Source organism: Amycolatopsis sp. NPDC114484, from assembly GCF_055633755.1.
The window spans coordinates 74,433-96,803 of sequence record NZ_JBVKDQ010000008.1 but is presented as its reverse complement, the minus strand read 5'-3'; the positions used below and the strand labels follow the sequence as shown (position 1 = coordinate 96,803).

The 22,371-nt window shown below is 68.1% G+C and carries 34 protein-coding genes and 1 pseudogene; 28 read left to right on the top strand and 7 right to left on the bottom strand.

What is annotated here, in order from left to right:
• Window positions 1-70: 70 nt before the first annotated feature.
• The 6 genes from ACZ7SW_RS21060 to ACZ7SW_RS21035 all read left to right on the top strand — a co-directional run bounded on the left by ACZ7SW_RS21060 (window position 71) and on the right by ACZ7SW_RS21035 (window position 5,707).
• Complete coding sequence (locus ACZ7SW_RS21060; RefSeq protein ID WP_470232120.1) at window positions 71-1,624, top strand: hypothetical protein; 1,554 nt, start codon at window positions 71-73, stop codon at window positions 1,622-1,624.
• A 14-nt stretch (window positions 1,625-1,638) separates the two neighbouring features.
• The gene (locus tag ACZ7SW_RS21055; RefSeq protein WP_470232119.1) at window positions 1,639-3,276 is read left to right on the top strand and encodes an acyl-CoA carboxylase subunit beta; all 1,638 of its coding nucleotides are present in this window, start codon (window positions 1,639-1,641) and stop codon (window positions 3,274-3,276) included.
• A gap of 7 nt (window positions 3,277-3,283) precedes the next feature.
• The gene (locus tag ACZ7SW_RS21050) at window positions 3,284-3,496 is read left to right on the top strand and encodes an acyl-CoA carboxylase epsilon subunit (protein WP_470232118.1); all 213 of its coding nucleotides are present in this window, start codon (window positions 3,284-3,286) and stop codon (window positions 3,494-3,496) included.
• A 99-nt stretch (window positions 3,497-3,595) separates the two neighbouring features.
• Window positions 3,596-4,201, top strand: coding sequence for a helix-turn-helix transcriptional regulator (locus ACZ7SW_RS21045; RefSeq protein ID WP_470232117.1), 606 nt, complete (start codon window positions 3,596-3,598; stop codon window positions 4,199-4,201).
• Window positions 4,202-4,209: 8 nt separating this feature from the next.
• The gene (locus ACZ7SW_RS21040) at window positions 4,210-4,593 is read left to right on the top strand and encodes a RidA family protein (protein ID WP_470232116.1); all 384 of its coding nucleotides are present in this window, start codon (window positions 4,210-4,212) and stop codon (window positions 4,591-4,593) included.
• On the top strand, window positions 4,580-5,707 hold the full coding sequence (locus tag ACZ7SW_RS21035) for an alanine racemase (protein WP_470232115.1): 1,128 nt from the start codon (window positions 4,580-4,582) through the stop codon (window positions 5,705-5,707). The genes ACZ7SW_RS21040 and ACZ7SW_RS21035 overlap by 14 nt, the downstream gene beginning before the upstream one ends.
• Window position 5,708: 1 nt before the next feature.
• Here ACZ7SW_RS21035 and ACZ7SW_RS21030 read toward each other — a convergent pair whose 3' ends face one another.
• Both ACZ7SW_RS21030 and ACZ7SW_RS21025 read right to left on the bottom strand, forming a co-directional pair.
• Window positions 5,709-6,113, bottom strand: coding sequence for a hypothetical protein (locus tag ACZ7SW_RS21030; protein WP_470232114.1), 405 nt, complete (start codon window positions 6,111-6,113; stop codon window positions 5,709-5,711).
• Window positions 6,114-6,125: 12 nt separating this feature from the next.
• Window positions 6,126-6,737, bottom strand: a complete 612-nt coding sequence (locus ACZ7SW_RS21025; protein ID WP_470232113.1) for a TetR/AcrR family transcriptional regulator — start codon at window positions 6,735-6,737, stop codon at window positions 6,126-6,128.
• A 91-nt stretch (window positions 6,738-6,828) separates the two neighbouring features.
• On the opposite strand from ACZ7SW_RS21025, the gene ACZ7SW_RS21020 reads away from it, so the two are divergent.
• Window positions 6,829-8,112 (top strand): MFS transporter, encoded by a 1,284-nt coding sequence (locus ACZ7SW_RS21020; RefSeq protein WP_470232112.1) that lies wholly within the window; start codon window positions 6,829-6,831, stop codon window positions 8,110-8,112.
• Window positions 8,113-8,130: 18 nt separating this feature from the next.
• On the opposite strand, the gene ACZ7SW_RS21015 is transcribed toward ACZ7SW_RS21020, so the two are convergent.
• Window positions 8,131-8,436: a tyrosine-protein phosphatase gene (locus ACZ7SW_RS21015; RefSeq protein ID WP_470232314.1), complete on the bottom strand. Its 306-nt coding sequence runs from the start codon at window positions 8,434-8,436 to the stop codon at window positions 8,131-8,133.
• Between the two features lie 5 nt (window positions 8,437-8,441).
• Window positions 8,442-8,816, bottom strand: a complete 375-nt coding sequence (locus tag ACZ7SW_RS21010; RefSeq protein ID WP_470232111.1) for a tyrosine-protein phosphatase — start codon at window positions 8,814-8,816, stop codon at window positions 8,442-8,444.
• Between the two features lie 266 nt (window positions 8,817-9,082).
• Between ACZ7SW_RS21010 and ACZ7SW_RS21005 the strand changes: the two genes are divergently transcribed.
• From ACZ7SW_RS21005 to ACZ7SW_RS20985, 5 genes and pseudogenes are all read left to right on the top strand, one after another.
• The gene (locus ACZ7SW_RS21005) at window positions 9,083-9,691 is read left to right on the top strand and encodes a PadR family transcriptional regulator (protein ID WP_470232110.1); all 609 of its coding nucleotides are present in this window, start codon (window positions 9,083-9,085) and stop codon (window positions 9,689-9,691) included.
• A complete protein-coding gene (locus ACZ7SW_RS21000; protein ID WP_470232109.1) occupies window positions 9,672-11,291 on the top strand; it encodes a DHA2 family efflux MFS transporter permease subunit in 1,620 nt (539 codons plus the stop codon). The genes ACZ7SW_RS21005 and ACZ7SW_RS21000 overlap by 20 nt, the downstream gene beginning before the upstream one ends.
• A gap of 600 nt (window positions 11,292-11,891) precedes the next feature.
• A complete protein-coding gene (locus ACZ7SW_RS20995; protein WP_470232108.1) occupies window positions 11,892-12,503 on the top strand; it encodes a Maf family protein in 612 nt (203 codons plus the stop codon).
• Window positions 12,504-12,606: 103 nt separating this feature from the next.
• Window positions 12,607-13,218: pseudogene (locus ACZ7SW_RS20990) on the top strand (dicarboxylate/amino acid:cation symporter); the annotation flags it as partial.
• Between the two features lie 92 nt (window positions 13,219-13,310).
• Entirely contained in the window at window positions 13,311-14,216 is a 906-nt protein-coding gene (locus ACZ7SW_RS20985; RefSeq protein ID WP_470232107.1) for a tyrosine-type recombinase/integrase, read from the top strand.
• 115 nt (window positions 14,217-14,331) lie between these two features.
• On the opposite strand, the gene ACZ7SW_RS20980 is transcribed toward ACZ7SW_RS20985, so the two are convergent.
• Complete coding sequence (locus ACZ7SW_RS20980) at window positions 14,332-14,607, bottom strand: hypothetical protein (protein WP_470232106.1); 276 nt, start codon at window positions 14,605-14,607, stop codon at window positions 14,332-14,334.
• A 152-nt stretch (window positions 14,608-14,759) separates the two neighbouring features.
• Window positions 14,760-15,209 (bottom strand): hypothetical protein, encoded by a 450-nt coding sequence (locus tag ACZ7SW_RS20975; protein WP_470232105.1) that lies wholly within the window; start codon window positions 15,207-15,209, stop codon window positions 14,760-14,762.
• 179 nt (window positions 15,210-15,388) lie between these two features.
• On the opposite strand from ACZ7SW_RS20975, the gene ACZ7SW_RS20970 reads away from it, so the two are divergent.
• The 3 genes from ACZ7SW_RS20970 to ACZ7SW_RS20960 are packed head-to-tail and all read left to right on the top strand — an operon-like array spanning window position 15,389 to window position 16,719.
• Window positions 15,389-15,691 carry a helix-turn-helix transcriptional regulator gene (locus tag ACZ7SW_RS20970; protein ID WP_470232104.1) on the top strand — a complete coding sequence of 101 codons (303 nt, stop codon included), beginning with the start codon at window positions 15,389-15,391 and terminating at the stop codon, window positions 15,689-15,691.
• Window positions 15,688-15,942 (top strand): hypothetical protein, encoded by a 255-nt coding sequence (locus ACZ7SW_RS20965; RefSeq protein ID WP_470232103.1) that lies wholly within the window; start codon window positions 15,688-15,690, stop codon window positions 15,940-15,942. Before ACZ7SW_RS20970 ends, ACZ7SW_RS20965 begins: the two co-directional genes overlap by 4 nt.
• Window positions 15,943-15,957: 15 nt before the next feature.
• Window positions 15,958-16,719: a phage antirepressor KilAC domain-containing protein gene (locus tag ACZ7SW_RS20960; RefSeq protein ID WP_470232102.1), complete on the top strand. Its 762-nt coding sequence runs from the start codon at window positions 15,958-15,960 to the stop codon at window positions 16,717-16,719.
• Between the two features lie 259 nt (window positions 16,720-16,978).
• On the opposite strand, the gene ACZ7SW_RS20955 is transcribed toward ACZ7SW_RS20960, so the two are convergent.
• The gene (locus ACZ7SW_RS20955) at window positions 16,979-17,461 is read right to left on the bottom strand and encodes a hypothetical protein (RefSeq protein ID WP_470232101.1); all 483 of its coding nucleotides are present in this window, start codon (window positions 17,459-17,461) and stop codon (window positions 16,979-16,981) included.
• A gap of 104 nt (window positions 17,462-17,565) precedes the next feature.
• Here ACZ7SW_RS20955 and ACZ7SW_RS20950 point away from each other — a divergent pair, with 104 nt between their 5' ends.
• The 13 genes from ACZ7SW_RS20950 to ACZ7SW_RS20890 all read left to right on the top strand — a co-directional run bounded on the left by ACZ7SW_RS20950 (window position 17,566) and on the right by ACZ7SW_RS20890 (window position 22,339).
• The gene (locus ACZ7SW_RS20950; protein ID WP_470232100.1) at window positions 17,566-17,970 is read left to right on the top strand and encodes a hypothetical protein; all 405 of its coding nucleotides are present in this window, start codon (window positions 17,566-17,568) and stop codon (window positions 17,968-17,970) included.
• Window positions 17,970-18,257 carry a hypothetical protein gene (locus ACZ7SW_RS20945; protein ID WP_470232099.1) on the top strand — a complete coding sequence of 96 codons (288 nt, stop codon included), beginning with the start codon at window positions 17,970-17,972 and terminating at the stop codon, window positions 18,255-18,257. Before ACZ7SW_RS20950 ends, ACZ7SW_RS20945 begins: the two co-directional genes overlap by 1 nt.
• Window positions 18,254-18,457 (top strand): hypothetical protein, encoded by a 204-nt coding sequence (locus tag ACZ7SW_RS20940; protein ID WP_470232098.1) that lies wholly within the window; start codon window positions 18,254-18,256, stop codon window positions 18,455-18,457. Before ACZ7SW_RS20945 ends, ACZ7SW_RS20940 begins: the two co-directional genes overlap by 4 nt.
• A complete protein-coding gene (locus ACZ7SW_RS20935; protein ID WP_470232097.1) occupies window positions 18,454-18,750 on the top strand; it encodes a hypothetical protein in 297 nt (98 codons plus the stop codon). Before ACZ7SW_RS20940 ends, ACZ7SW_RS20935 begins: the two co-directional genes overlap by 4 nt.
• Before the next feature lie 151 nt (window positions 18,751-18,901).
• Complete coding sequence (locus ACZ7SW_RS20930) at window positions 18,902-19,165, top strand: hypothetical protein (protein WP_470232096.1); 264 nt, start codon at window positions 18,902-18,904, stop codon at window positions 19,163-19,165.
• Entirely contained in the window at window positions 19,162-19,380 is a 219-nt protein-coding gene (locus ACZ7SW_RS20925) for a hypothetical protein (protein ID WP_470232095.1), read from the top strand. Before ACZ7SW_RS20930 ends, ACZ7SW_RS20925 begins: the two co-directional genes overlap by 4 nt.
• Complete coding sequence (locus ACZ7SW_RS20920) at window positions 19,377-19,709, top strand: hypothetical protein (protein ID WP_470232094.1); 333 nt, start codon at window positions 19,377-19,379, stop codon at window positions 19,707-19,709. Before ACZ7SW_RS20925 ends, ACZ7SW_RS20920 begins: the two co-directional genes overlap by 4 nt.
• Window positions 19,706-20,305: a hypothetical protein gene (locus tag ACZ7SW_RS20915; RefSeq protein ID WP_470232093.1), complete on the top strand. Its 600-nt coding sequence runs from the start codon at window positions 19,706-19,708 to the stop codon at window positions 20,303-20,305. Before ACZ7SW_RS20920 ends, ACZ7SW_RS20915 begins: the two co-directional genes overlap by 4 nt.
• Window positions 20,302-21,042, top strand: a complete 741-nt coding sequence (locus ACZ7SW_RS20910; RefSeq protein ID WP_470232092.1) for a hypothetical protein — start codon at window positions 20,302-20,304, stop codon at window positions 21,040-21,042. Before ACZ7SW_RS20915 ends, ACZ7SW_RS20910 begins: the two co-directional genes overlap by 4 nt.
• Window positions 21,035-21,478 (top strand): HNH endonuclease signature motif containing protein, encoded by a 444-nt coding sequence (locus ACZ7SW_RS20905; protein ID WP_470232091.1) that lies wholly within the window; start codon window positions 21,035-21,037, stop codon window positions 21,476-21,478. Before ACZ7SW_RS20910 ends, ACZ7SW_RS20905 begins: the two co-directional genes overlap by 8 nt.
• A complete protein-coding gene (locus ACZ7SW_RS20900) occupies window positions 21,475-21,855 on the top strand; it encodes a hypothetical protein (RefSeq protein ID WP_470232090.1) in 381 nt (126 codons plus the stop codon). The genes ACZ7SW_RS20905 and ACZ7SW_RS20900 overlap by 4 nt, the downstream gene beginning before the upstream one ends.
• Window positions 21,852-22,088, top strand: coding sequence for a hypothetical protein (locus ACZ7SW_RS20895; RefSeq protein WP_470232089.1), 237 nt, complete (start codon window positions 21,852-21,854; stop codon window positions 22,086-22,088). The genes ACZ7SW_RS20900 and ACZ7SW_RS20895 overlap by 4 nt, the downstream gene beginning before the upstream one ends.
• A complete protein-coding gene (locus ACZ7SW_RS20890) occupies window positions 22,082-22,339 on the top strand; it encodes a hypothetical protein (RefSeq protein ID WP_470232088.1) in 258 nt (85 codons plus the stop codon). The genes ACZ7SW_RS20895 and ACZ7SW_RS20890 overlap by 7 nt, the downstream gene beginning before the upstream one ends.
• Window positions 22,340-22,371: the final 32 nt, after the last annotated feature.

The following is a 22,371-nucleotide window of genomic DNA, read 5'->3' as shown; positions in this document are numbered from 1 at the left end:
GCCGCCGAAGGCCAGGCCGACGCCGAAAATTCAACTGCCAGCAGGTCCGGGCAGGCCATAGGCTTCGCCGGTGATCCACTCCGAAGTGCTGACGGTCCAGCAGGTTCTCGGCGACGGCCGGTTCGCCGAAGTCGGCGAGGTGCGGGTGACCGAGACCGATCCCCGCAGCGGCTGTGTGGCCGTCGGGGGTTCGCTGGGAAAACCGCAGTGGGCCGGGCACAGCGTGATGAGTTCGTCCGAGCCGACCGCCTGGAACCGCGTCGGCGTCTACCGTGCCGACACGCTCGAATGCGTTCATCTGGTGAGCCTGCATTGGCCGGTCAACGCGTTGGCCTTCCATCCCGAGCTGCCACTCCTGGCCATCGGCTCCGGGTCGTACGACGGCGGTTATTTCTACGAGGGCGAGCTGACCGTCCTCGACCTCGAATCCGGCCTCGCGACCTCTTTGCTGAAGGACCGCCGTGAGGTCACCGAACTTCGCTGGCGCGATCGCCGGACTCTCGACGCGAAGATCTCCGTGTTCGACGATTGCGAGGAGGAACAGCTCGGCTTCTCCACGCTGGCCGTCACCATCGCCGTGCCGGACTGGCGGACGGTGAAAGCCCGTTCGCTGCAGGTCGACGGCCCCGGTACCGAACCGGCCGAACCGCTCGCCGCTGGTGCCGACGGAAACCACCGGCGACAGGTGTGGGCAGTCGCCGCGCTGAACGACGGACGGATTCTCGCCAGCCTTGAACACGTCGCGGCCGAATGCTGGTCGGCTACCGGCGAACGTGAGTGGTGCGTGCCCAGCTCGGGCATCGGCTGCCAGCTCTATCTCGAACCCGCTGGAAACACCGCCGTCTTCACCAACTCGTGGGCGGGCTGGACCATCTCCGGCACGACTGTCGAACGCGTCCAGCTCACCGACGGATACTCCGATGCGTTCCGGACCGTCGAGCATCCCGCCGTGCTCAGCACCGACGAAACCGGACAGCTCGCCATCCGTCCCTATTCCGGATTGACCGAGGTGCTGCCCTCGGAAACCCGCGTCGACCTTGGCGGCTACGACCTGATCAACCACTTCTTCGACATCCGCCGCGCGCCCGCGCTGCTGTTCCTGCAGGGCATGGGCCCGCGAGCGCACCAGGACAAATGGGTCGTCGCCTTCGATCCCCGGGGGCGTGGAACCAAGCGATTGTTTCCGCTGGAATGGGACGCTGCCCAAGGCAGGCACCTCTTCGGCGGCCCCGGCGTGTTTATCGACGGCTCGATCGTCCATACCACCTCGGTCTACGACGGGCGGGGGCTCCAGCCCGGCAACTCCTGCGTCGTCCGCCGCTCGTACCCGGACGGGAAAGCCCAGTGGGTCTTCACCGCCGACCATCAGGTCACCGCGATAGACACCATCGGGTACACCGTCTACGTCGCGTTCAACTCCGGCGAGATCGTCGCCCTCGACGCGACCGACGGGCGCGAACTCGGACGGCAGCACCTGCGGGTCAACGGGCACCCGGTCGTCCCGCTGTCGCTGAGCGCGCGAGCCCCGGACCGGCTCGTCATCGGCACGCTCGACGGCCGCGTGCTGGTCTGCGCCGCGCACGAGAGGGAGTCCTACGCCACACGCGCGGCAACCGCGCAGTAGCTAAGCTCCGCCACATGAGCAGTGCGACGCAGCCGCTCGGGACGCCGCCCGAGGGAGAACCGGACATCCACACCACGGCCGGCAAGCTCGCGGATCTCTACCGCCGCTACGACGAGGCCGTGCACGCCGGCTCGGCGCGCGCGATCGAGAAACAGCACGCCAAGGGCAAGAAAACCGCCCGCGAGCGGATCGATCTGCTGCTCGACGAGGGCTCGTTCGTCGAGCTGGACGAGCTGGCGCGGCACCGCTCCACGAACTTCGGGCTGGAGAAGAACCGCCCGTACGGCGACGGCGTCGTCACCGGGTACGGCACCGTCGACGGACGTCCGGTGTGCGTGTTCAGCCAGGACGTCACCGTCTTCGGCGGCGCGCTCGGCGAGGTCTACGGCGAGAAGATCGTCAAGGTGATGGACCTGGCGATCAAGACCGGCCGTCCGATCATCGGCATCAACGAGGGCGGCGGCGCGCGGATCCAGGAAGGCGTCGTGTCGCTCGGCCTCTACGGCGAGATCTTCCGCCGCAACACCATGGCCTCCGGCGTCATCCCGCAGATCTCGCTGATCATGGGCGCGAACGCGGGCGGGCACGTCTACTCCCCCGCGCTCACCGACTTCGTCGTGATGGTGGACGAGACGTCGCAGATGTTCATCACCGGACCGGACGTCGTGAAGACGGTGACCGGCGAGGACGTCACCTTCGAGGAACTCGGCGGCGGGCGCACGCACAACACCAAGTCGGGCGTCGCGCACTACCTCGGTTCCGACGACGAGGACGCCATCGCCTACGTCAAGGAACTGCTTTCCTACCTGCCGCAGAACAACCTGTCCGAGCCGCCGGAGTTCGACGCGGACGCACCGCCCGCCGGGTTTTTCGAGAACGTCACCGACACCGACCGCGAGCTCGACACGCTCATCCCGGACTCGCCGAACACGCCGTACGACATGCACGAGGTCGTCACCCGCGTGCTCGACGACGGCGAGTTCCTCGAGGTGCACGAGCTGTTCGCGCCCAACATCCTGGTCGGCTTCGGCCGGGTCGACGGGCAGAGCGTCGGCGTCGTCGCGAACCAGCCGACGCAGTTCGCCGGCTGCCTCGACATCGACGCGTCCGAGAAGGCCGCCCGGTTCGTGCGGACCTGCGACGCGTTCAACATCCCGGTGCTGACCTTTGTGGACGTTCCCGGCTTCCTTCCCGGCACCGACCAGGAGTGGAACGGCATCATCCGCCGCGGTGCGAAGCTGATCTACGCGTACGCGGAGGCGACCGTCCCGCTGATCACGGTGATCACGCGCAAGGCATACGGCGGCGCGTACGACGTGATGGGTTCCAAGCACCTCGGCGCGGACATCAACCTGGCCTGGCCAACCGCGCAGGTCGCGGTGATGGGCGCGCAGGGCGCGGCGAACATTGTGCACCGCAAGACGCTGGCCAACGCGGCCGCGGAGGGTAAGGACGTCGACGCGTTGCGCGCGGACCTCATCCAGGAGTACGAGGACACGCTGCTCAACCCGTACGCGGCGGCCGAACGCGGCTACGTCGACTCCGTGATCGCGCCCGCGCACACCCGCGGCCACGTCGCCAAGGCGCTGAGCCTGCTGCGCACCAAGCGCGAATCGCTGCCGCCCAAGAAGCACGGCAACATCCCCCTGTGAGGCCGCGATGACGGACACTCCCCTGCTCCGCGTCGTCCGCGGCAACCCGGACGACGCCGAACTCGCCGCGCTCACCGCGGTGGTGGCCACGGCCGCTTCGGCTTCGGCACCCGCTCCGGTGCGGCGTCGTACGTCGTGGTGGGGCGACCGGTCTGCTGCGGTGCACGCGCCGATCGCCGCTGGTGACGGGGCCTGGCGCGCCTCGTCATTGCCTCGCTGAAGTCCCCTGGTTGATCCCGGCTTGAGAGCCGGGATCACCTTTTATGCCCACCTGATAGACTAATTTTCTAAAGTTGGACAATGAGTCAAAGGCGGCAGCGTGGACGAGCACCTCATCCGGGAAGCCGAGAAGATCGCGGTCGCGGTCGGCCGGATGTTCCCCGGGCTGTGCGAGGTCGTGCTGCACGACCTGCGGGATCCGGACCACGCGATCCGCGCGATCGAGAACAACCTGTCCGGCCGCCAGGTCGGCGATCCGGCCACCGAACTGGGGCTGCGGCGGATCAGCGACCCGGACTACCCGAGCGTCCTGCAGAACTACGCGAACCAGTTCCCGGACGGGCGGCCGGTCAAAAGCACGTCGATCGGCATCAAGAACGCCGACGGCGACTACATCGCGGCGCTGTGCCTGAACCTTGACGTGTCGGTGCTTTCACCGCTCACACATACGCTGACCAACCTGGTCGCCACTGACGCCGCGCAGCCCGGCGTCGTCGAAGACCTGCGTTCCCGCACGTCGCGTGAACTGCGGGAACGGATCGAACGCGCGGCCGGCGGCAGCCCGCGTTCCCTTTCCCGCGAAGCCAAACGGGATCTGGTCCGCCGGCTGCGCGACGAGGGGTACTTCGAATCCCGCGACGCCGCCCAGCTCATCGCCGACCTGCTCGGAGTATCCCGGGCGACTGTCTACAACTACGCGAAATGAGCACGTCGATGACCGAAATCGTCCTGCGCGACAGCCCTGAACTGTCCGCGCCAGGCGGGCATTACTCGCACACCGCGCAGTACGGCGGGATGGCGTTCGTCTCCGGGCAATTGCCCATCACCAGCGACGGGGCCCGGCTGGTGGACGAGCCGTTTTCCGTGCAGGCTGAGCAAGTTCTGGCCAACGTCGACGCGTGTCTCGCCGCTGCTGGCACGAGCCGGGATCGGCTGGTGTCGGTCACCGTCTACGTGACCGACATGGGTGACTGGCCGGAGTTCGACCGGATTTACCGTGCCTGGCTTGGCGAGCATCGCCCGGCGCGCGCGGTCGCCGGGTCGAGCACCCTCCACTTTGGAGCGAAGATCGAGGTGCAGGCAATTGCCGCCGCCTGAGGAAACCCCGGCCGATCCGGACACGCCGTTCGCCGTCGTCGAGCTTTCGCGCGCCCAGCGCAACGCTGAACGTCTGGCTCGTCGAATGCGCGAACTCGGCGTTTCCCTGCGCCCCCACACGAAAACGGCGAAGGCGTTGCCCGCCACCGCGTTGATGCACGGCGGCAAGCCAGGTCCGATCACGGTGTCGACGCTGGCCGAAGCGGAAGGCTTCGCCGACGGCGGCTACACCGACATCACGTACGCAGTCGGCATCGATCCGCACAAACTCCCGCGCGTAATAGCGCTGCTGCGCCGCGGAATCACCGTGCGCGTACTGCTGGACAGCGTCGCGCAAGCCTCCGCGGTATCCGCCGCAGCACGCGAAGCCGGGTTACGCATTCCGTCGCTGATCGAGGTCGACTGCGACGGTCACCGTGGCGGCGTACTTCCCGAAGACCCCGCGTTGCTTGCCATCGGACGACAACTGCACGACTGTCTCGACGGTGTCCTCGTACACGCCGGTGAGTCCTACTTCGCGACAACCCCTGCAGCGCAACGCGAAGCCGCCGCGCACGAGCGTGACGTCGCCGTCGCTGCAGCACAACGCCTTCGCGACGAAGGTCTGTACGCAGGCACAGTCAGCGCCGGCTCCACCCCCACCGCGCACGCAGCCGACGACCTCACTGGCGTCACCGAAGTCCGCGCCGGCAACTACATCTTCTTCGACCTGGTGATGGCCGGGCTCGGCGTCTGCCGCGTCGAAGACCTTGCGCTGTCGGTGGTTGTCACCGTGATCGGACACCGCCCTGAGCACGGCTGGATCCTCACCGACGCCGGATGGATGGCGTTGTCGCGAGACCGAGGCACCGCGAACCAAGCTGTCGACCAGGGATACGGCCTGGTCACCGACCTCGACGGCACCCTGTTTCCCGGCCTCGTAATGACCGGCGCGAGCCAGGAACACGGAATCCTCACCGCGCGCGACGGACATCCGCTGCCCGACCTGCCGATCGGCACCCGCCTGCGCGTCCTGCCCAACCACGCCTGCGCCACCGCCGCGCAGCACGACAGCTACCGAATCGTGGAGAACGGCCGCCTCACCGGAATCTGGCAGCGGATGAGCGGCTGGTGAATCAGCGTCCGCGCTGAGCCCAATCCGGAGCGTCCGCGCCCGCGTGCGCCAACAGCTCCGCTCGGGTGATCGAACCGAGCGGGCCGACTCCGCGCAGCAACAGATAGTCGCCGGCGTCGGCCTGGTCGTGCTCGATCTCGACGTCCTCGGCGTGGTAGCTGTCGGTCCAGACGATCCGGACCTGGCAGCCGCCGTTCTGGGTGAGCGCGTGCACCTGTTGGACGGTCGCCAGCCGCGCCATCGGTTCCGATTCCCACCGCTGTTGCAGGAATCGCCAGCGCGAGGCCTGTTCGGCCGCCCTCAATCGTTGATCGAGCCCGCCGGCGCGGTCTCGGAAAATCCAGATGATCCCGGCCATGACCGCGGCGGCCACAGCCAATCCGACCAGCCACCAGACCGCTCCCATGTCTCCAGGAGCCTACTCGGGCCGATGCTCCCGCAGGTATCGCTCAACCAGGCCATCTGTGAACTCCGGCGGCACCGGCGCGCCGGTGACCAGGACGCGGTAGTGGATCGGCCCGACGAGCTGCTCGACCGCACTGTCCAGGTCGACGCCCGACGGCAGTTCGCCGCGGGCGACGGCGCGTTCGAGCGGCAGCCGGTCGCGCGCGTGCTGGCCGCGGAGGTGGTCCTCGCGCAGCCGCCGCGCCAGGTCCGGATCGTGCTGGGCCTGGCCGAGCAGCGTGCGGAACACCGCACCGGCGTCGGCGGTGGTCAGGAAGGACGCGATCGCGCCGAGGTGCGCGCAGAGGTCCTTGCGGAGGTCGCCGGAGTCGGGCGGGGAGAGTTCCTCGACGAGGTCGTCGCCGAGGGCTTCGAGCAGAATGTCCACTTTGGACGGCCACCAGCGGTATACGGTCTGCTTGCCGACTCCCGCCTTGGCCGCGATGCCCTCCACCGTGAGCCGGGCGAAACCGACCTCCACCAGCAGATCGTCGACCGCGTGCAAAACCGCGCGGCGCGCGTTCTCGCTACGGCCGTAGCGGTTCCCGTGATGCCGGCGCTCGCCGGGCTCAGTGACGTCGCCCACGTGCCGGAGTCTAGCCAAGACGCAACGTCTCGTCTAGCGTTACGGGCACCAGCTCACGAGGGGGTCCTCACTCATGTGTTCCGCGTGCGGGGTGCCGACGCACCAGCCCGAATCCGGGGTCGCCGCAGCTCCGCGCAAATTCGCGGCGCTGTACAACAAGGATTGCCGTCCGTATCTGATCGGCACCGGCCTGGCCATGATGGCCGACAACATCGAGCACGTCATCACCTACTGGGTGCTGTGGGAGAAGTTCCAGTCGCCCGCTCTGACCGGGTTCGAGGTGATCAGCCACTGGGTGCCGTTCCTACTGTTCTCGGTGTACTTCGGCGGATTGGCCGACCGGCACGACTGCCGCCGGATCATCCAGGCCGCGCAGGTGCTGTTCATGGCAGTGTCCGTGGCGTGGGGCGTCCTGATCGTCACCGACACGCTCGAGGTGTGGAGTGCCTGCGTACTGCTGATTTTGCACGGCTGCGCGGGCGCGATCTGGGGACCGGGCGAGCAGCTGATGCTGCACGATTTCGTCGGGCCAACGGAATTGCCGAGCGCGGTCCGGCTCAACGCCACCTTCCGCAGCCTGGGCATTCTCTTCGGCCCGGTCGTCGGCTCGGCCCTGCTGCTCGGAATCGGGCCGGTGGCGGGCATTTTCGTGAACGTCGCGTTCTATCTGCCGCTGACCGTGTTCCTGTTCCGCACCAAGTTCACCGGACACACTCGTGACGGCGGAATCATCCGTCGCCCACGGGTCGGATTGATGGATTCGGTGCGGGTACTGAAGGAAATCAGCGGGAACCCGACCATGGTCGGGATGATCATCCTCGCCGGGCTCGGCGCGTTCTTCGTCGGCGCTTCGATGCAGAGTTCGATGCCGATCTTCGCGCAGGACCTCGGCGCGGGCAGCGCCGGAACCGCCTACGGCGTACTGCTGTTCGCCAATGGCGCGGGCGGTGTGATCGGCGGAATCCTGCTGGAAGCGACCGGGAAGATCAAACCGAACGTGCCCGCGGCGGTGATCAGCACGGCGATCTACGGGCTCTCGAGCCTGTTCTTCGCGATGACCGCCAGCTACCCGATCGCGGTGGCACTGCTGGTGATCGGCGGCGTGGCGAACCTGGCGTCGATGTCGATCGGCCAGACCGTCGTGCAGTTGCTGGCGAAACCGGAGGAACGCGGCCGGGTGATCGGCGTGTACAGCGTGTCCGCCAACGGCCTTCGCGCGGGCAGCGGATTCACCGTGGGACTGCTCGGTTCCGCGGTCGGGGTGCATTGGTCACTGGGCCTCAGCGCGGCCGCGCTCACCGTCGGCACAGGGATCGCCGGCTGGTATTCGCTGGGCAGCCGCCGGGCGCGACAGCTGCACCAGGTCACCGACTGAGCCGATCCCGAAGACGGTCTACCTCGTCCGCGCCCATTCCGGCGCGGACGAGGTAGTCGCGGACGTTGGGCTATCGAGAGTGGTCAGGACGGCGTCGCGGATGGTTGTTTGACGGCGGGCCAAGGCCGCTTCGAGCAGCGCGGTTTGGTCTTCGACGCCCAGCGCCCGGTGCAGCGGCAGGACGGCTTCGGTCGAGAGTGCGTAGTCGGCCGCGATGGTCTCCGGGTCGACGTCGGCCAGGGCGACCAGGAGGAGCGAGACGAGGCCGGCGCGGTCCCGTCCGGAAGTGCAGCGGAAGAGCACTCCGCCTTCGGCTTGGGCCAGCGCGCTCAGGACGGTCGCACAGCGTTCTGCTTTGCGGCAACGAAAACGCGGTAGTACAACGGGGTTCCGTCGAGCTGTTCGTCGGCGATGTATTGCCAGAACTCGGTGTCTTCGACGTCGTCCAGCGGGATTTCGCGGCGCGTCATTCCGGCTGGCACGGTGACGGCGTAGGTGCCGATCTCTGCGGGGTTGCGCAGGTCGACGATGGCGCGAAGGCCAGATTCCCGGGCCTGGGCCCAGCCCGTGCCGGTGACGAACCGGAGGCTGGCGGACCGGTAGAAGCGCGCAGGTTCGGCACTGGGGCCGGATCGGGTCGCGAGACCGCCGAGGTCTCGGGTGTTGAAGAACCCTTCCCAGCCGACTGCCCGGTTCTCGCCCATCAGCCGATCTTGGCCCAGACTGCCCGCCGCAGGCCACCAGGTCACGCCTCGCCCGCAGCCGGGAAGGGGCTTTCGAACAGGCGATCGCCGTTTTTGTCGGTACCCCTGGTTACGCTCGCCCCGTCAACGCAGCACCCATCACCGACAGCGACAAGCTGTTCACCAGCCCAGATCACACTGGACCGCAGCTTGCTCCACACCGTATAGTCCACATGGAATAACCCACGTTGGGTCACCCGATTGGATCCCCCTGGAGGAACACCGTCATGGTCGCGGCCAAGCTCACGGCGCTGAGCGTCGCCGTGCTCGAGCTGCTGCACGAGCGGCCGATGCACCCGTACGAAATGGCTCAGCTCATGCGGGAAAGGCACGTCGAAACCCGCGTGAAGCTCAAGGCCGGATCGCTCTATCACACGGTGGATCGGCTGCAGCGCAACGGTTTCGTCGACGTCGTCGAAACCCAGCGAGACGGCAGGCGGCCGGAGCGCACGGTGTACGCCATGACGGCCGCGGGCAAAGACGCCTTCCAGGAACGAGCCCGGCAAATGCTGGGCGACGTGGTGCCGGACTACAGCGAGATACTCAGCGGGCTCGCCGTGATCGACGATCTGGGGCGCGACGTGGCGCTGCTCGAACTGGAGCACCGCATGACCCGGCTGCGCGCGGCCGTGGCCGCCGACCAGGTGCTCATCGACCGGCTGGAATCCGACGGCACCCCCGACATCTATTGGCTCGACTTCCGCTACAGCGCGGCGCAGCGGAAGTTCGAGCTGGCATGGATCGAGCAGCTGTCCGCGGACCTCGACAGCGGCCGGATCCCTTTCCAGGACAAGAAACTCAAGCTCAAGGAAGACCATGAACGCAAGACCAGTTAACCCGTGGGCCGCGCTCAGCGCGCTCTGCATCGGGTTCTTCATGATCCTGCTGGACACCACGATCGTGTCCATCGCGGTGCCCGCCATGCTGCAGCACCTCGGAGCCGGGCTGAACTCGGTGGTGTGGGTGATCAGCGTCTACCTGCTCACCTACGCCGTGCCGATGCTGTTCACCAGCCGCCTCGGCGACCGCTTCGGCCCGAAGCGCGTCTTCGTCGCCGGGCTCGTCGTGTTCACCGCGTCGTCGCTGTGGTGCGGACTGTCCGGCAATGTCGAGATGCTGATCGCCGCCCGTGCGGTGCAAGGCCTTGGCGCGGCGCTGATGACGCCGCAGACGCTGGCGTTCATCAGCCACCTCTTCCCGCCCGCGAAGCGCGGCGCGGCAATGGGCGCGTGGGGCGGCGTGGCCGGACTGGCCACGATCACCGGTCCGCTGCTGGGCGGCGTGCTCGTGCAGCACCTCGGCTGGGAGTGGATTTTCTATGTGAACGTGCCGATCGGCGTCATCGCCATCGCGCTCACGCTGTGGCTGGTGCCGGACTGGCAGCCGAAGCACTCGCACTCGTTCGACCTGCTCGGCATTCTGCTGTCCGCCGCCGGACTGTTCTGCATCGTGTTCGGTGTCCAAAATGGACAGCAGTATGACTGGGGCACGGTGTTCGGCGGTATCACGGTGTTCGAGATCATCGGCGCCGGAGTGGTGCTGCTGGTCGCCTTCGTGCTGTGGCAGCGCTACAACCGCCGCGAACCGCTGGTGCCGCTGGCAGTGTTCGCGAACCGCAACTTCTCCGCGGGCACGCTCACCGCGACCACCGTCGGTTTCACGATGACCGGCATGTTCCTGCCGCTGATCATCTACATCCAGACAGTGCTTGGCCTCTCCCCCACCATGGCCGGTCTCCTGACCGCCCCGATGTCGCTGCTGTCCGGCGTGATCGCACCGTTCGTCGGCCGCGCTTCGGACCGGATCAACGGCAAATACCTAGTGATGGGAGGCCTCGCCCTGCTGGCCGCGGGCGTCGGCATCATCGCGCTGCAGGCGCGTCCGGACACGAGCCCGTGGGCACTGATCCCGGCCCTGCTGGTGTGCGGTCTCGGCGTCGGCTGCATCTTCTCGCCGATGAGCAACCTGACGATGGCGTCGGTAGAGCCGAGGCTCACCGGTACCGCGTCCGGCATCTTCAACACCGCCCGCCAGGTGGGCGGTGTCCTGGGCAGCGCCGCGATCGGCGTGCTCCTGCAGGCACGGATCAGCGCCTCGATCACAAGCGAGGCGGCGACCGCGGCCGCGCAACTGCCGGAGCAGTACCGCGCGCCATTCACCGAAGGAATCGCCCACGCCGCCGCATCCACCGGCGAATTCGGCTCCTCCGGCGGTCCCGCCCCGATCCCCGGAATCCCCGCGGACCTCGCCGCCCAAGCGGGCCGTCTCGCGGGCGAGGTAGTCCACAATGGACTCACCGACGCCGCCCGCGCGACATTGATCCTGCCGATCGCGGTGCTGGTACTGGGAGTCCTGTCCGCGGCGGCCCTGCGCCGGGTATCGCCCCGGTCGCACACTCCAGCACCGACCGCCCCGACCCCGGAACCAGCACGATGAACGACTGACCTCGACGGCCCCGGTTGGGTTAGATCCAGCCGGGGCAGAGCAGCCGACGAGACCGGAGTAGGGCAGGGCAGGGCAGGGCAGGCGACGAGACCGGGGCGGGGCAAGAAGGGCAACGCGAGCGGGCGGCCATGCGGGTCGAGCCAGGCGACCTAGAGCGGTCAGGGGCAGCCCACACCAAGCCAAGGCCGGGCAAGTTCAACCACAGCAGGCGAAGGCCGGGCAACGCGAAACTTTCCCTGCAGGGAGACGAAACTTTCCCGGCAAGGAGATCGGAGCGAGCCGAGCCCGGCTCAAGTGCACCCCGCGGCGTCGCGGTTGCGGCCGCAAGATCCCCTGATGCCCCAGCAACATCGCAGCGCGCCCCATGCACTCGGCTCGCCCATCTCCCAACCCTCGCCTCTCCTGCGGATTCGCCTTCGCACCCCGCCCTCACCCGTCGCCCATCACGCTCGCCCATCGCCCACCATGCCTCGCCCCATAGCCCCGCCCAACTCATCAACCCGGCGCACACTCCCAGCTCCAACCCCACCCCGACACCCGCCTCCCCAGGCCACGCCCCCGAATCCCACCCCACCGAGGTAGCGTTCGCACGTGCGTCTAGTCCTCGCCTCCCAGTCCCCCGCCCGCCTCGCCGTACTCCGCAGTGCCGGTCTTGATCCGGCCGTTGTCGTGTCCGGCGTCGACGAGGACGCCGTGGCCGCCGCGCTCACCGACCCGGCGCCCGCCGAGCTCGTTATGGCGCTCGCCAAAGCCAAGGCCAACGCCGTCGTCGAGATGGTCTCCGAACCCGACGCCGTGATCGTCGCCTGCGATTCCATGCTTTCCATCGGCGGCGAGATGGTCGGCAAGCCCACCACCGCCGAGGTCGCGAAGCAGCGGTGGGCTCGGATGGCCGGAAACTCCGGCGTCCTGCTCACCGGGCACGCCGTGGTCCGGCTCGACGGCGGGCAGCGCACCAAGGAAGCCTCCGGCACCCGGTCCACCACAGTGCATTTCGCCAACCCCAGCCAGGCCGAGATCGACGCCTACGTCGCCACCGGCGAACCGTTGCACGTCGCGGGGGCGTTCACGCTCGACGCGCTCGGCGGGTGGTTCGTCGAGGGCGTCGAAGGGGACCCGTCGAGCGTGATCGGGATCAGCCTTCCGCTTCTGCGGCAGCTCCTCGCCGAAGTCGGCGTCAGCGTCACCGAGATGTGGAAATAGTTCACATACTGGGACGATGTGTCACTCGGACGAGTGATCGGGGAAAGTCGATTCCGGCCCGCACCCGGGCCAGCGGAAACTCTCGACCTCCCTGGGGTGGCACATGTCCTTCGTCAGGACGTACACCAAACCGCGCGTGTTCGCCGCGGCCGTTCTCGGCTCGCTTGTCGTGGGCGCCGGTCTCGGCGTGCTCGCTCGGACGACTGAAGCCGGCTGGCTGACCGACACCCTCGACCAGATCGGCACGATCTTCACGACCCTGCTGCAGATCGCGGTGATCCCGCTGGTCTTCACCGCGATCGTGGTCGGCATCAACAGCCTCCGCGGCCTCGGCGGCGGCCGCACCGCCGCGCGGCTCGGCGGCAAGACCGTGTTGTGGTTCGCGATCACGTCGCTGATCGCCTCGCTGGTCGGGATCGCGATCGGCAAGCTGTTCAACCCCGGCTCCGGCGGGCTCGGAGAGGGCGTCGCGGCCACCGCGAAGAACGCCGACAAGGCCGCGAAAAGCATGAGCCACTGGGGTTCCTGGGACGCCTTCATCAAGGGCCTGCTGCCGGAGAACTTCTTCTCCGCCTTCGCCGAGGGCAGCACGCTCCAGGTGCTCTTCCTCGCCGTCGTGATCGGCGCCGCCGCCTACAGCCTGGGCGACAAGGCGAAGCCGTTCGTCGACTTCACCACGAGCGTCTTCGAAATCGTCCAGCGTTATCTACACTGGCCGAAGCACGCAGGAGCACCTCTGACCTGGTAAAACTCCGCAATTTCCCACGCCGCTTGCATCGAACGCCGCTCCCAGTCAAGATATCGGAGGTGACCACCCCCTTCCCCGATCTCGACCTCGAAGCACTGCTGGCGTCGTGGCGACTGCACCTGCGCGCCGAGCGCAAGAGCTCCAACACGATCAAGAGCTACACGCGCGGCGTCACCTACTTCCTCGAGTTCTGCGACGCCGAGGGCATCCCCCGCGCCCTGGACAAGCCGACGGTGAACCTGTGGATCGCGACCCTGCTCGACGAACTGGAGCGGGAGGCGTCGACCGCGGTCGTGCGCCAGCTGGCAGTGCGACGGTTCTCGGCATGGCTCGCCGAAGAGGAGGAGATCCCCACCGATTTTCTGCTCGGCCTCAAGGCCCCGAAGCTCGACGTCAAACTCACCCCGCGACTCACCGACGACGAGTGCTCGGCGCTGATCGCCGCGTGCAAGGGCAAGACGTTCCGCGACCGGCGCGACGAGGCGATCATCCGGTTCATGCTGGAGGCGATCGTGCGCGCCGGCGAAGTGGTGACGATGAACGTACCCGACATCAACCTGGCCAACGGCGTGGCGGAGATCTACGGGAAGGGCCGAAAGTACCGGCTGGTTCCGTTCAGCGTGACGACGGCGCGATCGATCGACCGGTATCTGCGGATGCGGCGCACGCACAGCCTGGCGGACTCGCCTCGCCTGTGGCTCGGGGACCGGAACCACACGTTCGGCTACCACGGTCTGTGGTCGACGCTCGGGTACCGGGCGGGGATCGCCGGGATCGAGAACTTCCATCCGCACCTCACCCGGCACACTGCGGCGCAACGGTGGCGGCGGCGGGGCGGCAGCGAAGAAGGCCTGATGGCGGTCGGCGGCTGGACGGACCGGGCAACGATGGACCGGTACACCGTGGCGACGGCTGCCGATCGCGCACTTGAAGAGGCGCGCAGCCTGAATCTTGGGGACTTGTAACGGGAACCCCCCGGACGAAAACTGTAAAAGTGCGGGGGGGGGCGTCTTCAGCCTCTCCCCCACCCGGCCCGGGTGGATCGCGGCGCAGCCGGGGGAAGCGGCGGCCGCGGGGTGGTCACGACTCGTCGAACGTGCGCTCGAGCCGGTCGATTTGCTTGCGGAAACTGCTTCCGTTGGTTTTCGGGCGGGGCCGTTTGCGCTTGGCCTCGGACTCGAACCTCCACCCGGCGAGACCCGTCGAGATCGCGAGTCCGATGTGAAGGTTGACGAAGACGGCGGGTTCGTCGAGGGCGGTCCCCACGATGGCGTGCCCGATCGCGGTGAGCATCAGCATCGTCGCGGCCGCGTAGAGCCAAATGTGGATCGTGGGGGTTGGTTCAGCGGATGTCACAGGTTCTGTCTCTCCTCCGTGCGGGCGGGGGTGTTGCCCCGTTTACAGGAGAAGTATCGAACACCTGTACGCAGGCATTAACAACTGTTTGGACTCGGGTCGGTTAATCACTCGCTCGGACTAGAACCCTCTGACCTGCGGTAATCGCGTCGTCACGCGTCCACATTGGTCTTCTTGGCCCGAGCCTCTTCGCGCACACGGGTGATCTCGCCCATGAGCCACTCGGCGGCCTTCTCGCCGTGCGCCTCTTCCTCCTCGCGCAGTCTCTGCACGATCTCCTTCATCGACATCGAGATCATGCGTCGCCGCGTCTCGGCGGACCATTCGTGGACCGGCTCACCAACGACCAAGACGGAACGCTTCCAGGGCAGCTCGCCGCCGTTGACGATGTAGTCAAGGGTGCTTCCGGTCGGCCAGCCGAGCCGGTTCTCGATCGCCTCGAAGACGGCCTCGCCGATGCGGTCGCTGCCGATCTCGGCGTTGGCGACACTGCTCTCGCTGACTCCGATCTGATCGGCGAAAACGGCCTGACTCTTGATCTTCAGGTCAACGCGTCGGGCGCGCTTGATCTCCTTGCCGACTTCCTTGCGCCGAGTCTCCACGCGTCCAGGATATCCCAGGCTTTTACAGGTAGCACGACCTCGACCAGGGGGTCTTCGTCCGCTCCACACGTTGCGCATACCCGGAACTTACCAGGAAAATCCAGGATTCACCATTCAAACTCTGGCAATATCCGGATATAGGTCTTGCAGAGTCCTGGAAAGTCTGTCATTCTCTGTGCATGCCAGCCGTCAACCACACTCTCCTCCGCGACAAGCGCGACGAGCTCGACATGTCGAACCCGGCGCTGGCCGCAAAGGTCTCCATCTCGAAGAAGTACCTGGAAAACGTGCTCTACGGCGTCGACGAACCGTCGATGCGCTTGGTGCACCGGTTCTCGCGGGTGCTTCAGATCGAAGTCAAGGACATCCTCGCCAGGCCGACGGGCGACCCTTCCGACCCGCCGAAGCAACCGGGCGGCGGTCCGAAGGCTCCGCCGAAGCGCCAGGAGCCCAAGGGCCCACGTCGGGTGGCGGCAGCGTGAGCACGCCGGAACAGCGGTCGCTGTCGGCCCGGATTGCCGTGCACACGAGTTGGGCGAACACGACCGACCGCACCGCGCGGACCGCGCCGGGGACGAAGGCATTCCTCGACCGGTTCGAGAAGCAAGTCGACCCGGACGGGGTCCTCTCCCCTGCTGAACGCGCGAAGCGCGCCGAGAGCGCCCGCAAGGCGTACTTCCTCGGCCTCGCAGCGAAATCCGCAGCTGCGCGTCGCAAGCGCAACGCCGCCTGACCCAAGGAGAACCCCATGTCCGAGTTGGACATTTTCACCGCTGCCGGTGACGGCCTGGCGGTCGAGCACTTCGGGCTCGCCGAGGACGGTCGGGCGTTCGTGGTGGCCGGTCCGTTCGCGAAGGCGATGGGTTACCGCGACGCGGCGAACGCGGTCCGCGTCCTCGACGAGGACGAGAAGGGTACTCAGATCGTGAGTACCCCTGGCGGCGACCAGCGGATGACCGTCATCTTCGAGGACGGGATCTGGGAACTGATCTTCCGCTCGACGTTGCCGTCAGCGAAGTCCCTCAAGACTCGGGTAAAGGGGATCCTCCGCCAGCTGCGGGAAACAGGCGTGGTCGACACTCGGCCGCGCCGGGAGCTGTCCCGGCTGGAGCTGATCGACCTCGCCCGTGAGGCCGAGGTCGCGCGGATCGCCGCTGAGGAGCGGGTCGCCGAGCTGGAGCCCGCGGCGCGGTCGTGGGGCGAGCTGGCCGAGGCGGTCGGTGACTACTCGATGCGGGAAGCCGCTCAGATCCTCGACCGGGACCCGGCGATCGCGACCGGCCAGAACCGGTTGGCGAAGTACCTGCGCGAGATCGGCTGGGTCGATGCGGGCGGGACGCCGTTTCAGCGGCAGGTCGAACTCGGCCGGCTGGCGGTGCGCGCCTCGTCCTACGAGCACCCGCGGACGCGCGAGCAGGTCGTGACCCGGCAGATCCGGATCACGGCGAAGGGCGTGCACGAACTGCACAAGCGGCTCGGCGGGTCGGGTCCGCTGCTGCTCGCTGCCTGATCTTCCGGCGGGCCGGGTGACCCCAGCACCTCGGCCCGCCGGATCCCCACCCCAAGAAGAAAGGAGGTCGGTTCAGTGTCTGCTAATCGGATTGTCCGGCTCGCCGACATCGCCCGCGAGGAGTGCTGGATCGACGCCATGGACGACGCCGCGTGCGATCTGGCGGTGTTCTTGTCCTGGTGCCAGTCGAACTTCCCCGGGCAGTTGCACGAGCCGATGGAGGGTTTGCGGGTCGCGCTGCTGGATTTCGTTCGCGGGATCAGTGGGGTGGCACCGGAAGAGTGGATGGCTGCGCAGCGCCGCTCCACGTCGCGCGGATCTGCGGCGGAAGCGTGCTCATCCCCGGTGGCCGCATCCACAGCGGCTCAGATTCCCCCGGAGCCAAAGTGACTCCGTCCTGCCAGATCACGCCGCCGCGATCGAGGGCTCCGAAGTCGAGTTCGATATCGGCCGCTGCGGTTCCGCCGGTGTTGACCACTAGGAACCGGTATTGGCTGACGTGCCGCAGCACCAGGCGCGGCGCTTGGGCGGCCTCGACGACGGCGATCTCTTCGGCCCGGCGGTCGCGTTCGATCGCGGTCATCTCGGTGGCTGCGTCCGCGGATCGTTCGGCCTCTCGCGCGGATGCCTCGGCGGCGTCAGCGGCCCGCACAGCCACACGTTTCTGCGCCCGCGCGTACCAGACGGCCCAGGACGCGGCGAGCGCGGACACGCAGGCGACGACGAACGACGCGATCTCCATCCCGGCATCCAAACAGCCGGTGGCCAGGTCCAGCAAGTAAGAACGCCCGCCCCAGTGCCGTGCAGGGCTCCGGGACGGGCCGACCAAGAGGAGAGGTACCTCCCATGATCGCAGCACAGACTACCGGCCGGAGATGCCGTCACGTGCTCGGCGCGTGGCTTCACGGCCGCCGTCGCCCGGTCGAGTCAACTCCGGCGAGTTGGGCGCTGCTCGCGCCGACTTCGGTGCGGGTGGCGGAGATCGAGGCGGTCGCCGAGCGGAAGCACAGTGCGATGCGGGTGCTCATCGATCCGCATTTCATGCCGGGCGCGTGCGGCTGGTGCGACCCGACCCGGCCGGAGATCACGACGGTGCGGATCGTCGGCAACCCGATCCCGCTGAAGGACGCCGCGCCGCTGAAGTCGGTGATGGTGTGCCATGCGCACGCCGTCGCCGAGCGGGGCGCGCTGCACCAGGCGCTCGTCGAGGCCGGCCAGCACCGGCTCGTGTCGGTGGAGGTGTGCGAGTGATGGCCACCCGAGTCCGTGTCACCGGCGACTCGCCGCGCAACCGGCGCGACGAGCGCGGGTCGAAAGCTTCGTGCCTGCAACGGATCGGCGAGCTTGTCGGGTTCGGCGGGATCGTCGCCGCCACGGTCGTGGCCGCGGTGTTTGGTCTGGCCGGGTGCAAGCCCGCGCCGTCCGCGCCGCATTCGCCGACGTCGTCGGTGCAGTGCAACGAGGACGAGCCGTGCTGGGACTGCCACACGATGGGCAACCGCCGGTGCGGTCCGGACGAAGGGGAGGTGAAGCGATGAGCGCCGCGACCGAGCGACTGCTCGACAAGATCGGAGCCCTGCGCAAGGAGAACGACGCCATGCGCGGCGGAGTCGCCTACCTCGTCGGCTGGTACGGCGAGAAGGCCAGGACGTCCGGGAACGCGGAGCTGGCGAAGATGGTGGGCGAGCTGTGCGCGGTGCTGGACGGCACGTGGGCCAGGCCGGGGAGCGGCCAGTGAAGCGCCGCGCGGCCGCCGCGCTGCTCGTGATCGCGCTCGCGGTGCTGGTCTATGTGGCCCCAGCGGCGCTGGTCGAGCAGACCGGCCCGGCGCACACGTTCCGGCTCGCGTCGGACGGGACGCTGCTCGCTGTCGCGGGCGGGCTGATCGTGTTGGCGTACAGCGCTTTCCTGATCGCCTGGCACGCCTACCGCACCCGGGACGAGGTCGACGAGGCGCTCGTCGCGGACGACGAGCTCGGCGCGGTGCTGCGCGCCTGGCGCGCCGACGTCGGCTCGGTGCCGATCCCGTGAGCGTCATCCGCCGCGCCCTGAAGCGCGCCGCCGTCGCCGCCGTCTTGGCCGGATGCGCGATGGCCTCCCTCGTCTGCTTCACCCAGCCCTACCTGCTTCACGCCACCGCGCGCTGACCGCGCGCACCACAACTATCGAAGGAACACGGCAAATGAACGTTCAGGACCAGGCCAACCAGCTGTCCGCTCTCTCGTCGGAACTGCCGGTGGAGATGGCGCAAGAAGTGCAGCAGCGGATCGACGCGGTGCTCGCGCAGGCCGCGAACCTGCTGGGCGGAGACCACGCCGCGAACCGGGAGATGCAGGGACTCGGCGCGCGGGCCCTCAACGACCTGACCAACGCCGTCACGACCCTGCAGCAGCTCGGCCAGTCCATCACCGACGCGGCTGCTCGGCTCATGGCCAGCGGGCAATGACCGCCGACGCGCCAGCGTGGCCGGGCGCTGCGGATGTGCGGCCGTCGCCGGTGGCGGTCCGTGCTGTCTGGCCGCGCGGCGCCGGTGGCAGGCACCGCCGCCTCGACCCGGACGAGACACCGGTCGTCGTGGTCGACGCGCCGACCGAACCAATCCTGTTCACCCATCCCCGCACGTATGCGGGCATCGAGCCTGTTCCCGGAGGAACCCTGTGAGCACCAACGAAACGGCGAGTGTCGCTGCGTCGCTTCGCCAACTTGCCGATCTGGTGGACCGTGACGCGGTTGTCGCGAAGGCGCTCGATGACTTCGACATTCGCTACCACCTGACCAAGTTCGAGGCGGGTGTCCTGGACCGGATTTCGGAACTGCTGGGCGTTCCGCTGAAGCACAGCGTGCATGGTCCTGGCACGAAGACTCCTGGCGCTCGGTACACGTCGGTCAGCGCGGTCGTCGGATCGATCGACGTCGCTTTCCAGGCCCACACCGAGGACTACGAGCTGGCGACCGGCAAGACGATCTCCAACGCGGCGGTGACCGCGTGAGCGACCCGAACACGGTGGCGTTGGAAGAGCTGGCGTTGGAGCTGGCGCAGTTCAAGGCGTTGAAGGACCGGGTCGACGGCCGTTATCACGCGTTGCGGCGGCAGATGTCGCAGAAGCTGACGGCTGGGTCGCGGCTGCGGGTGGACTCGGCTGCGGGCTGGAAGCTGGGCACGGTGCTGAGGGAGGACATCAAGGTGTCCGCGCGGATCGCCGACAAGGCGGCCTTCGCGGCGTGGGCAGCGACGGCGTACCCGGACGAGACTCAGCCGGCGTTCGAGATCACCGGGTCGGAGAAGGAAGTCGCTGAGGCGCTGTATCTGGCGGGCGCGACGCACCTGGTGAAGTCGGTGACGGTGGTCGCGGACGAGCTGCGCCGCAAGATCCTCGACCTCTCGACGGCCAACGGTGCGCCGATGGCGCCGGATGGCGAGGCCGACATTCCCGGTGTGGTGATCGACCGCACTGGCGGGACGGTGAAGTGCCAGACCGCGCCGGACGGCGGGGCGGCGGCGATGGAGATGCTGGCCGACGGCGAGCTGCTGCTCGACCTGCTGACCGCACCCGATGATGCTGAGGCCGAGGGGCGGTCGGCATGACCCTCACCGACGAACAGATCGCCGCGCTCAAGAAACTGCGCCGCAAGTTCCCTGCGTCCGCGATCGGGAAACGACCGGTCATCACCTGCCCGGCGTGCGAACTGCTGGACCGGGACCATCCTGGCGAGACCTGCGCCGTCCACACCGCCGAGGAATGCGAGGTGTGCGAGCAAACCCTCACGGTCGAGCACGAGCACGTCGACTACGTCGGGCACGCGCACGTCCGCGCCCGGTTCCTCGAAGTCGATCCCGGCTGGAGCTGGGAACCGGCGGGAGTGACCGAGAGCGGTGCTCCGGCATTCGACGAGTTCGGCGGCCTGTGGATCCGGCTCACGATCGTCGGCGTGACGCGGCTCGGGTACGGCAACGCCGAGGGCCGCAAAGGTCCGGAAGCCCGGAAGGAAGTCATCGGCTACGCGTTGCGGAACGCGGCGCTGTCCTTCGGGGTGGCGCTGGAGCTGTGGAACCAGCCGTCTCCCCGACGCCGCCGCCGCGCGGGCGCACCGTCCCCGGCAGCCGCCGCGCCGGAGCGGGTCCGCACTGCGGAGTTCGTGCGCAACGAGATCCGCAACTACGCCGGACGCCGATGGGGCTGGACGCTCCCGCACATCGACGCCGACTTCACCGTCTGGGTCGGTGGGGAGGGCGGCGACACGTTCGCTTCCGCTCCGCCGGGAAAGCTTGAGCGCTACCTGGCGAACCTGCAGGGAAGCGATGCGGAGCCTTGCCGTGCTTAGGCGGACGTCGTTGCAGCGTCGCGGGTTCCTCGCCCGCGGCGCTGCCCTCGCCCGCACGCCGATGAAGCGGACGCGGGGCCGGACGAAGGCCGAGCAGCGTTCGGAGTGGACGGAGAAGAACGGCCGCGATGCCGTGCGCGACCGGTCAGGCGGCGTGTGCGAGGGCTGCGGGGAGTCCCGCGCAGCGGAGTGGCAGCACCGGAAGAACCGGTCGCAGGGCGGGGAGTGGAACCCCGCCAACGGTTTGCACCTGTGCGGCGCCTGCCATCGCTGGATCCACGGCAACCCCGAGGCCGCTGTCGAACGCGGATGGACCGTTCCGTCCCACCTTGACCCGGCCGACGTGCCCGTCGAGCACTGGCAGTGGGGCCGTGTCCTGCTCACCGACCTCGGCGACTTCCTTCACCTCGTTCAGCGGAAGGACCCCTTCGAATGATCACAAACTTGGACATGCTGCTGCACGTCGTCGAGCACGCCAAGCGGTGGCAGGTCGGCGACAGGTTCAAGCAGTTCGACGTCACCGCGACGCAGACGAACCTGACGCTCGCGGACCACGACCTGGACCTGTTCCTGGCGTGGGCGCGGCACCTCGACGGCGTCCTCATCACCGGGTCCGCCAGCTACGCCCGCACAGCCGGCGTGCTGCACGCGACCGGGAAGCTGCTGTCGGGGCACGTTCTGCACGTGTGGGTCAGCAGCGACGGGGAGCGGATGCGCCGCGCCGAACTGGTCGGCAGCGTGCTGGTCGGCGAGATCGAGCAGTACATGCGCCGCAACGTGGTCGGTCTCCCGGTCGCCGGGGGCGTGTCGTGAGCGGGCACATGGGCAAGTTCGCGACCCCGACCGAGGAGGGCCGCGCGGTGGTCGGCGGGCCGATCCCGAAGGGCAGCGAGGACGAGGTCGCGGCGTGCACGCGGCGGGTGCGGCTGGAGTCGCGCACCCCGGCCGAAGCCGTGGACATCCTGCAGATGCTCGGGATCCTCGACCAGGACTTCACCTGGGTCCAGAACTCGCGCAACAAGCGGAAGAAGGTGCCGCGATGCTGACCGGCGACCGCTACCTCGAGACCCTGGTCGAGTCCGCGGAGAAGCTCGTGCGGGCGGTGCGCCGGGACGACTCGCTGATGGTCGACGCGATGCTCGCCGACGCGGAGATGGCGTACGGCGACCCGCTGACCGGTGCCCGCGCCATGGTCGTGCTGCTCGCCGCGATGGTCCCGAACGACCAGAAGCCGGCCGAGCTGCTGCAGTGGCGGGCGAGGCCGCGCCGCTCGGTCGTGAAGGAACGTGCGGCATGAGGTCCGGGTCGCTGTTCTCCGGCACTGCCGCT

Excerpts from the sequence above, each read along its gene's own strand:
- ACZ7SW_RS20930 (WP_470232096.1), top strand. The coding sequence starts at position 18,902 with ATGAACGTTCAGGACCAGGCCAACCAGCTGTCCGCTCTCTCGTCGGAA.
- ACZ7SW_RS21030 (WP_470232114.1), bottom strand. The coding sequence starts at position 6,113 with ATGGGAGCGGTCTGGTGGCTGGTCGGATTGGCTGTGGCCGCCGCGGTC.
- ACZ7SW_RS20925 (WP_470232095.1), top strand. The coding sequence starts at position 19,162 with ATGACCGCCGACGCGCCAGCGTGGCCGGGCGCTGCGGATGTGCGGCCG.
- ACZ7SW_RS21050 (WP_470232118.1), top strand. The coding sequence starts at position 3,284 with ATGACGGACACTCCCCTGCTCCGCGTCGTCCGCGGCAACCCGGACGAC.
- ACZ7SW_RS20940 (WP_470232098.1), top strand. The coding sequence starts at position 18,254 with ATGAGCGCCGCGACCGAGCGACTGCTCGACAAGATCGGAGCCCTGCGC.
- ACZ7SW_RS20950 (WP_470232100.1), top strand. The coding sequence starts at position 17,566 with ATGATCGCAGCACAGACTACCGGCCGGAGATGCCGTCACGTGCTCGGC.
- ACZ7SW_RS21005 (WP_470232110.1), top strand. The coding sequence starts at position 9,083 with ATGGTCGCGGCCAAGCTCACGGCGCTGAGCGTCGCCGTGCTCGAGCTG.
- ACZ7SW_RS20955 (WP_470232101.1), bottom strand. The coding sequence starts at position 17,461 with ATGGAGATCGCGTCGTTCGTCGTCGCCTGCGTGTCCGCGCTCGCCGCG.
- ACZ7SW_RS20960 (WP_470232102.1), top strand. The coding sequence starts at position 15,958 with ATGTCCGAGTTGGACATTTTCACCGCTGCCGGTGACGGCCTGGCGGTC.
- ACZ7SW_RS20890 (WP_470232088.1), top strand. The coding sequence starts at position 22,082 with ATGCTGACCGGCGACCGCTACCTCGAGACCCTGGTCGAGTCCGCGGAG.
- ACZ7SW_RS21040 (WP_470232116.1), top strand. The coding sequence starts at position 4,210 with ATGACCGAAATCGTCCTGCGCGACAGCCCTGAACTGTCCGCGCCAGGC.
- ACZ7SW_RS20910 (WP_470232092.1), top strand. The coding sequence starts at position 20,302 with ATGACCCTCACCGACGAACAGATCGCCGCGCTCAAGAAACTGCGCCGC.
- ACZ7SW_RS21010 (WP_470232111.1), bottom strand. The coding sequence starts at position 8,816 with ATGGGCGAGAACCGGGCAGTCGGCTGGGAAGGGTTCTTCAACACCCGA.
- ACZ7SW_RS21000 (WP_470232109.1), top strand. The coding sequence starts at position 9,672 with ATGAACGCAAGACCAGTTAACCCGTGGGCCGCGCTCAGCGCGCTCTGC.
- ACZ7SW_RS21055 (WP_470232119.1), top strand. The coding sequence starts at position 1,639 with ATGAGCAGTGCGACGCAGCCGCTCGGGACGCCGCCCGAGGGAGAACCG.
- ACZ7SW_RS20945 (WP_470232099.1), top strand. The coding sequence starts at position 17,970 with ATGGCCACCCGAGTCCGTGTCACCGGCGACTCGCCGCGCAACCGGCGC.
- ACZ7SW_RS20900 (WP_470232090.1), top strand. The coding sequence starts at position 21,475 with ATGATCACAAACTTGGACATGCTGCTGCACGTCGTCGAGCACGCCAAG.
- ACZ7SW_RS20970 (WP_470232104.1), top strand. The coding sequence starts at position 15,389 with ATGCCAGCCGTCAACCACACTCTCCTCCGCGACAAGCGCGACGAGCTC.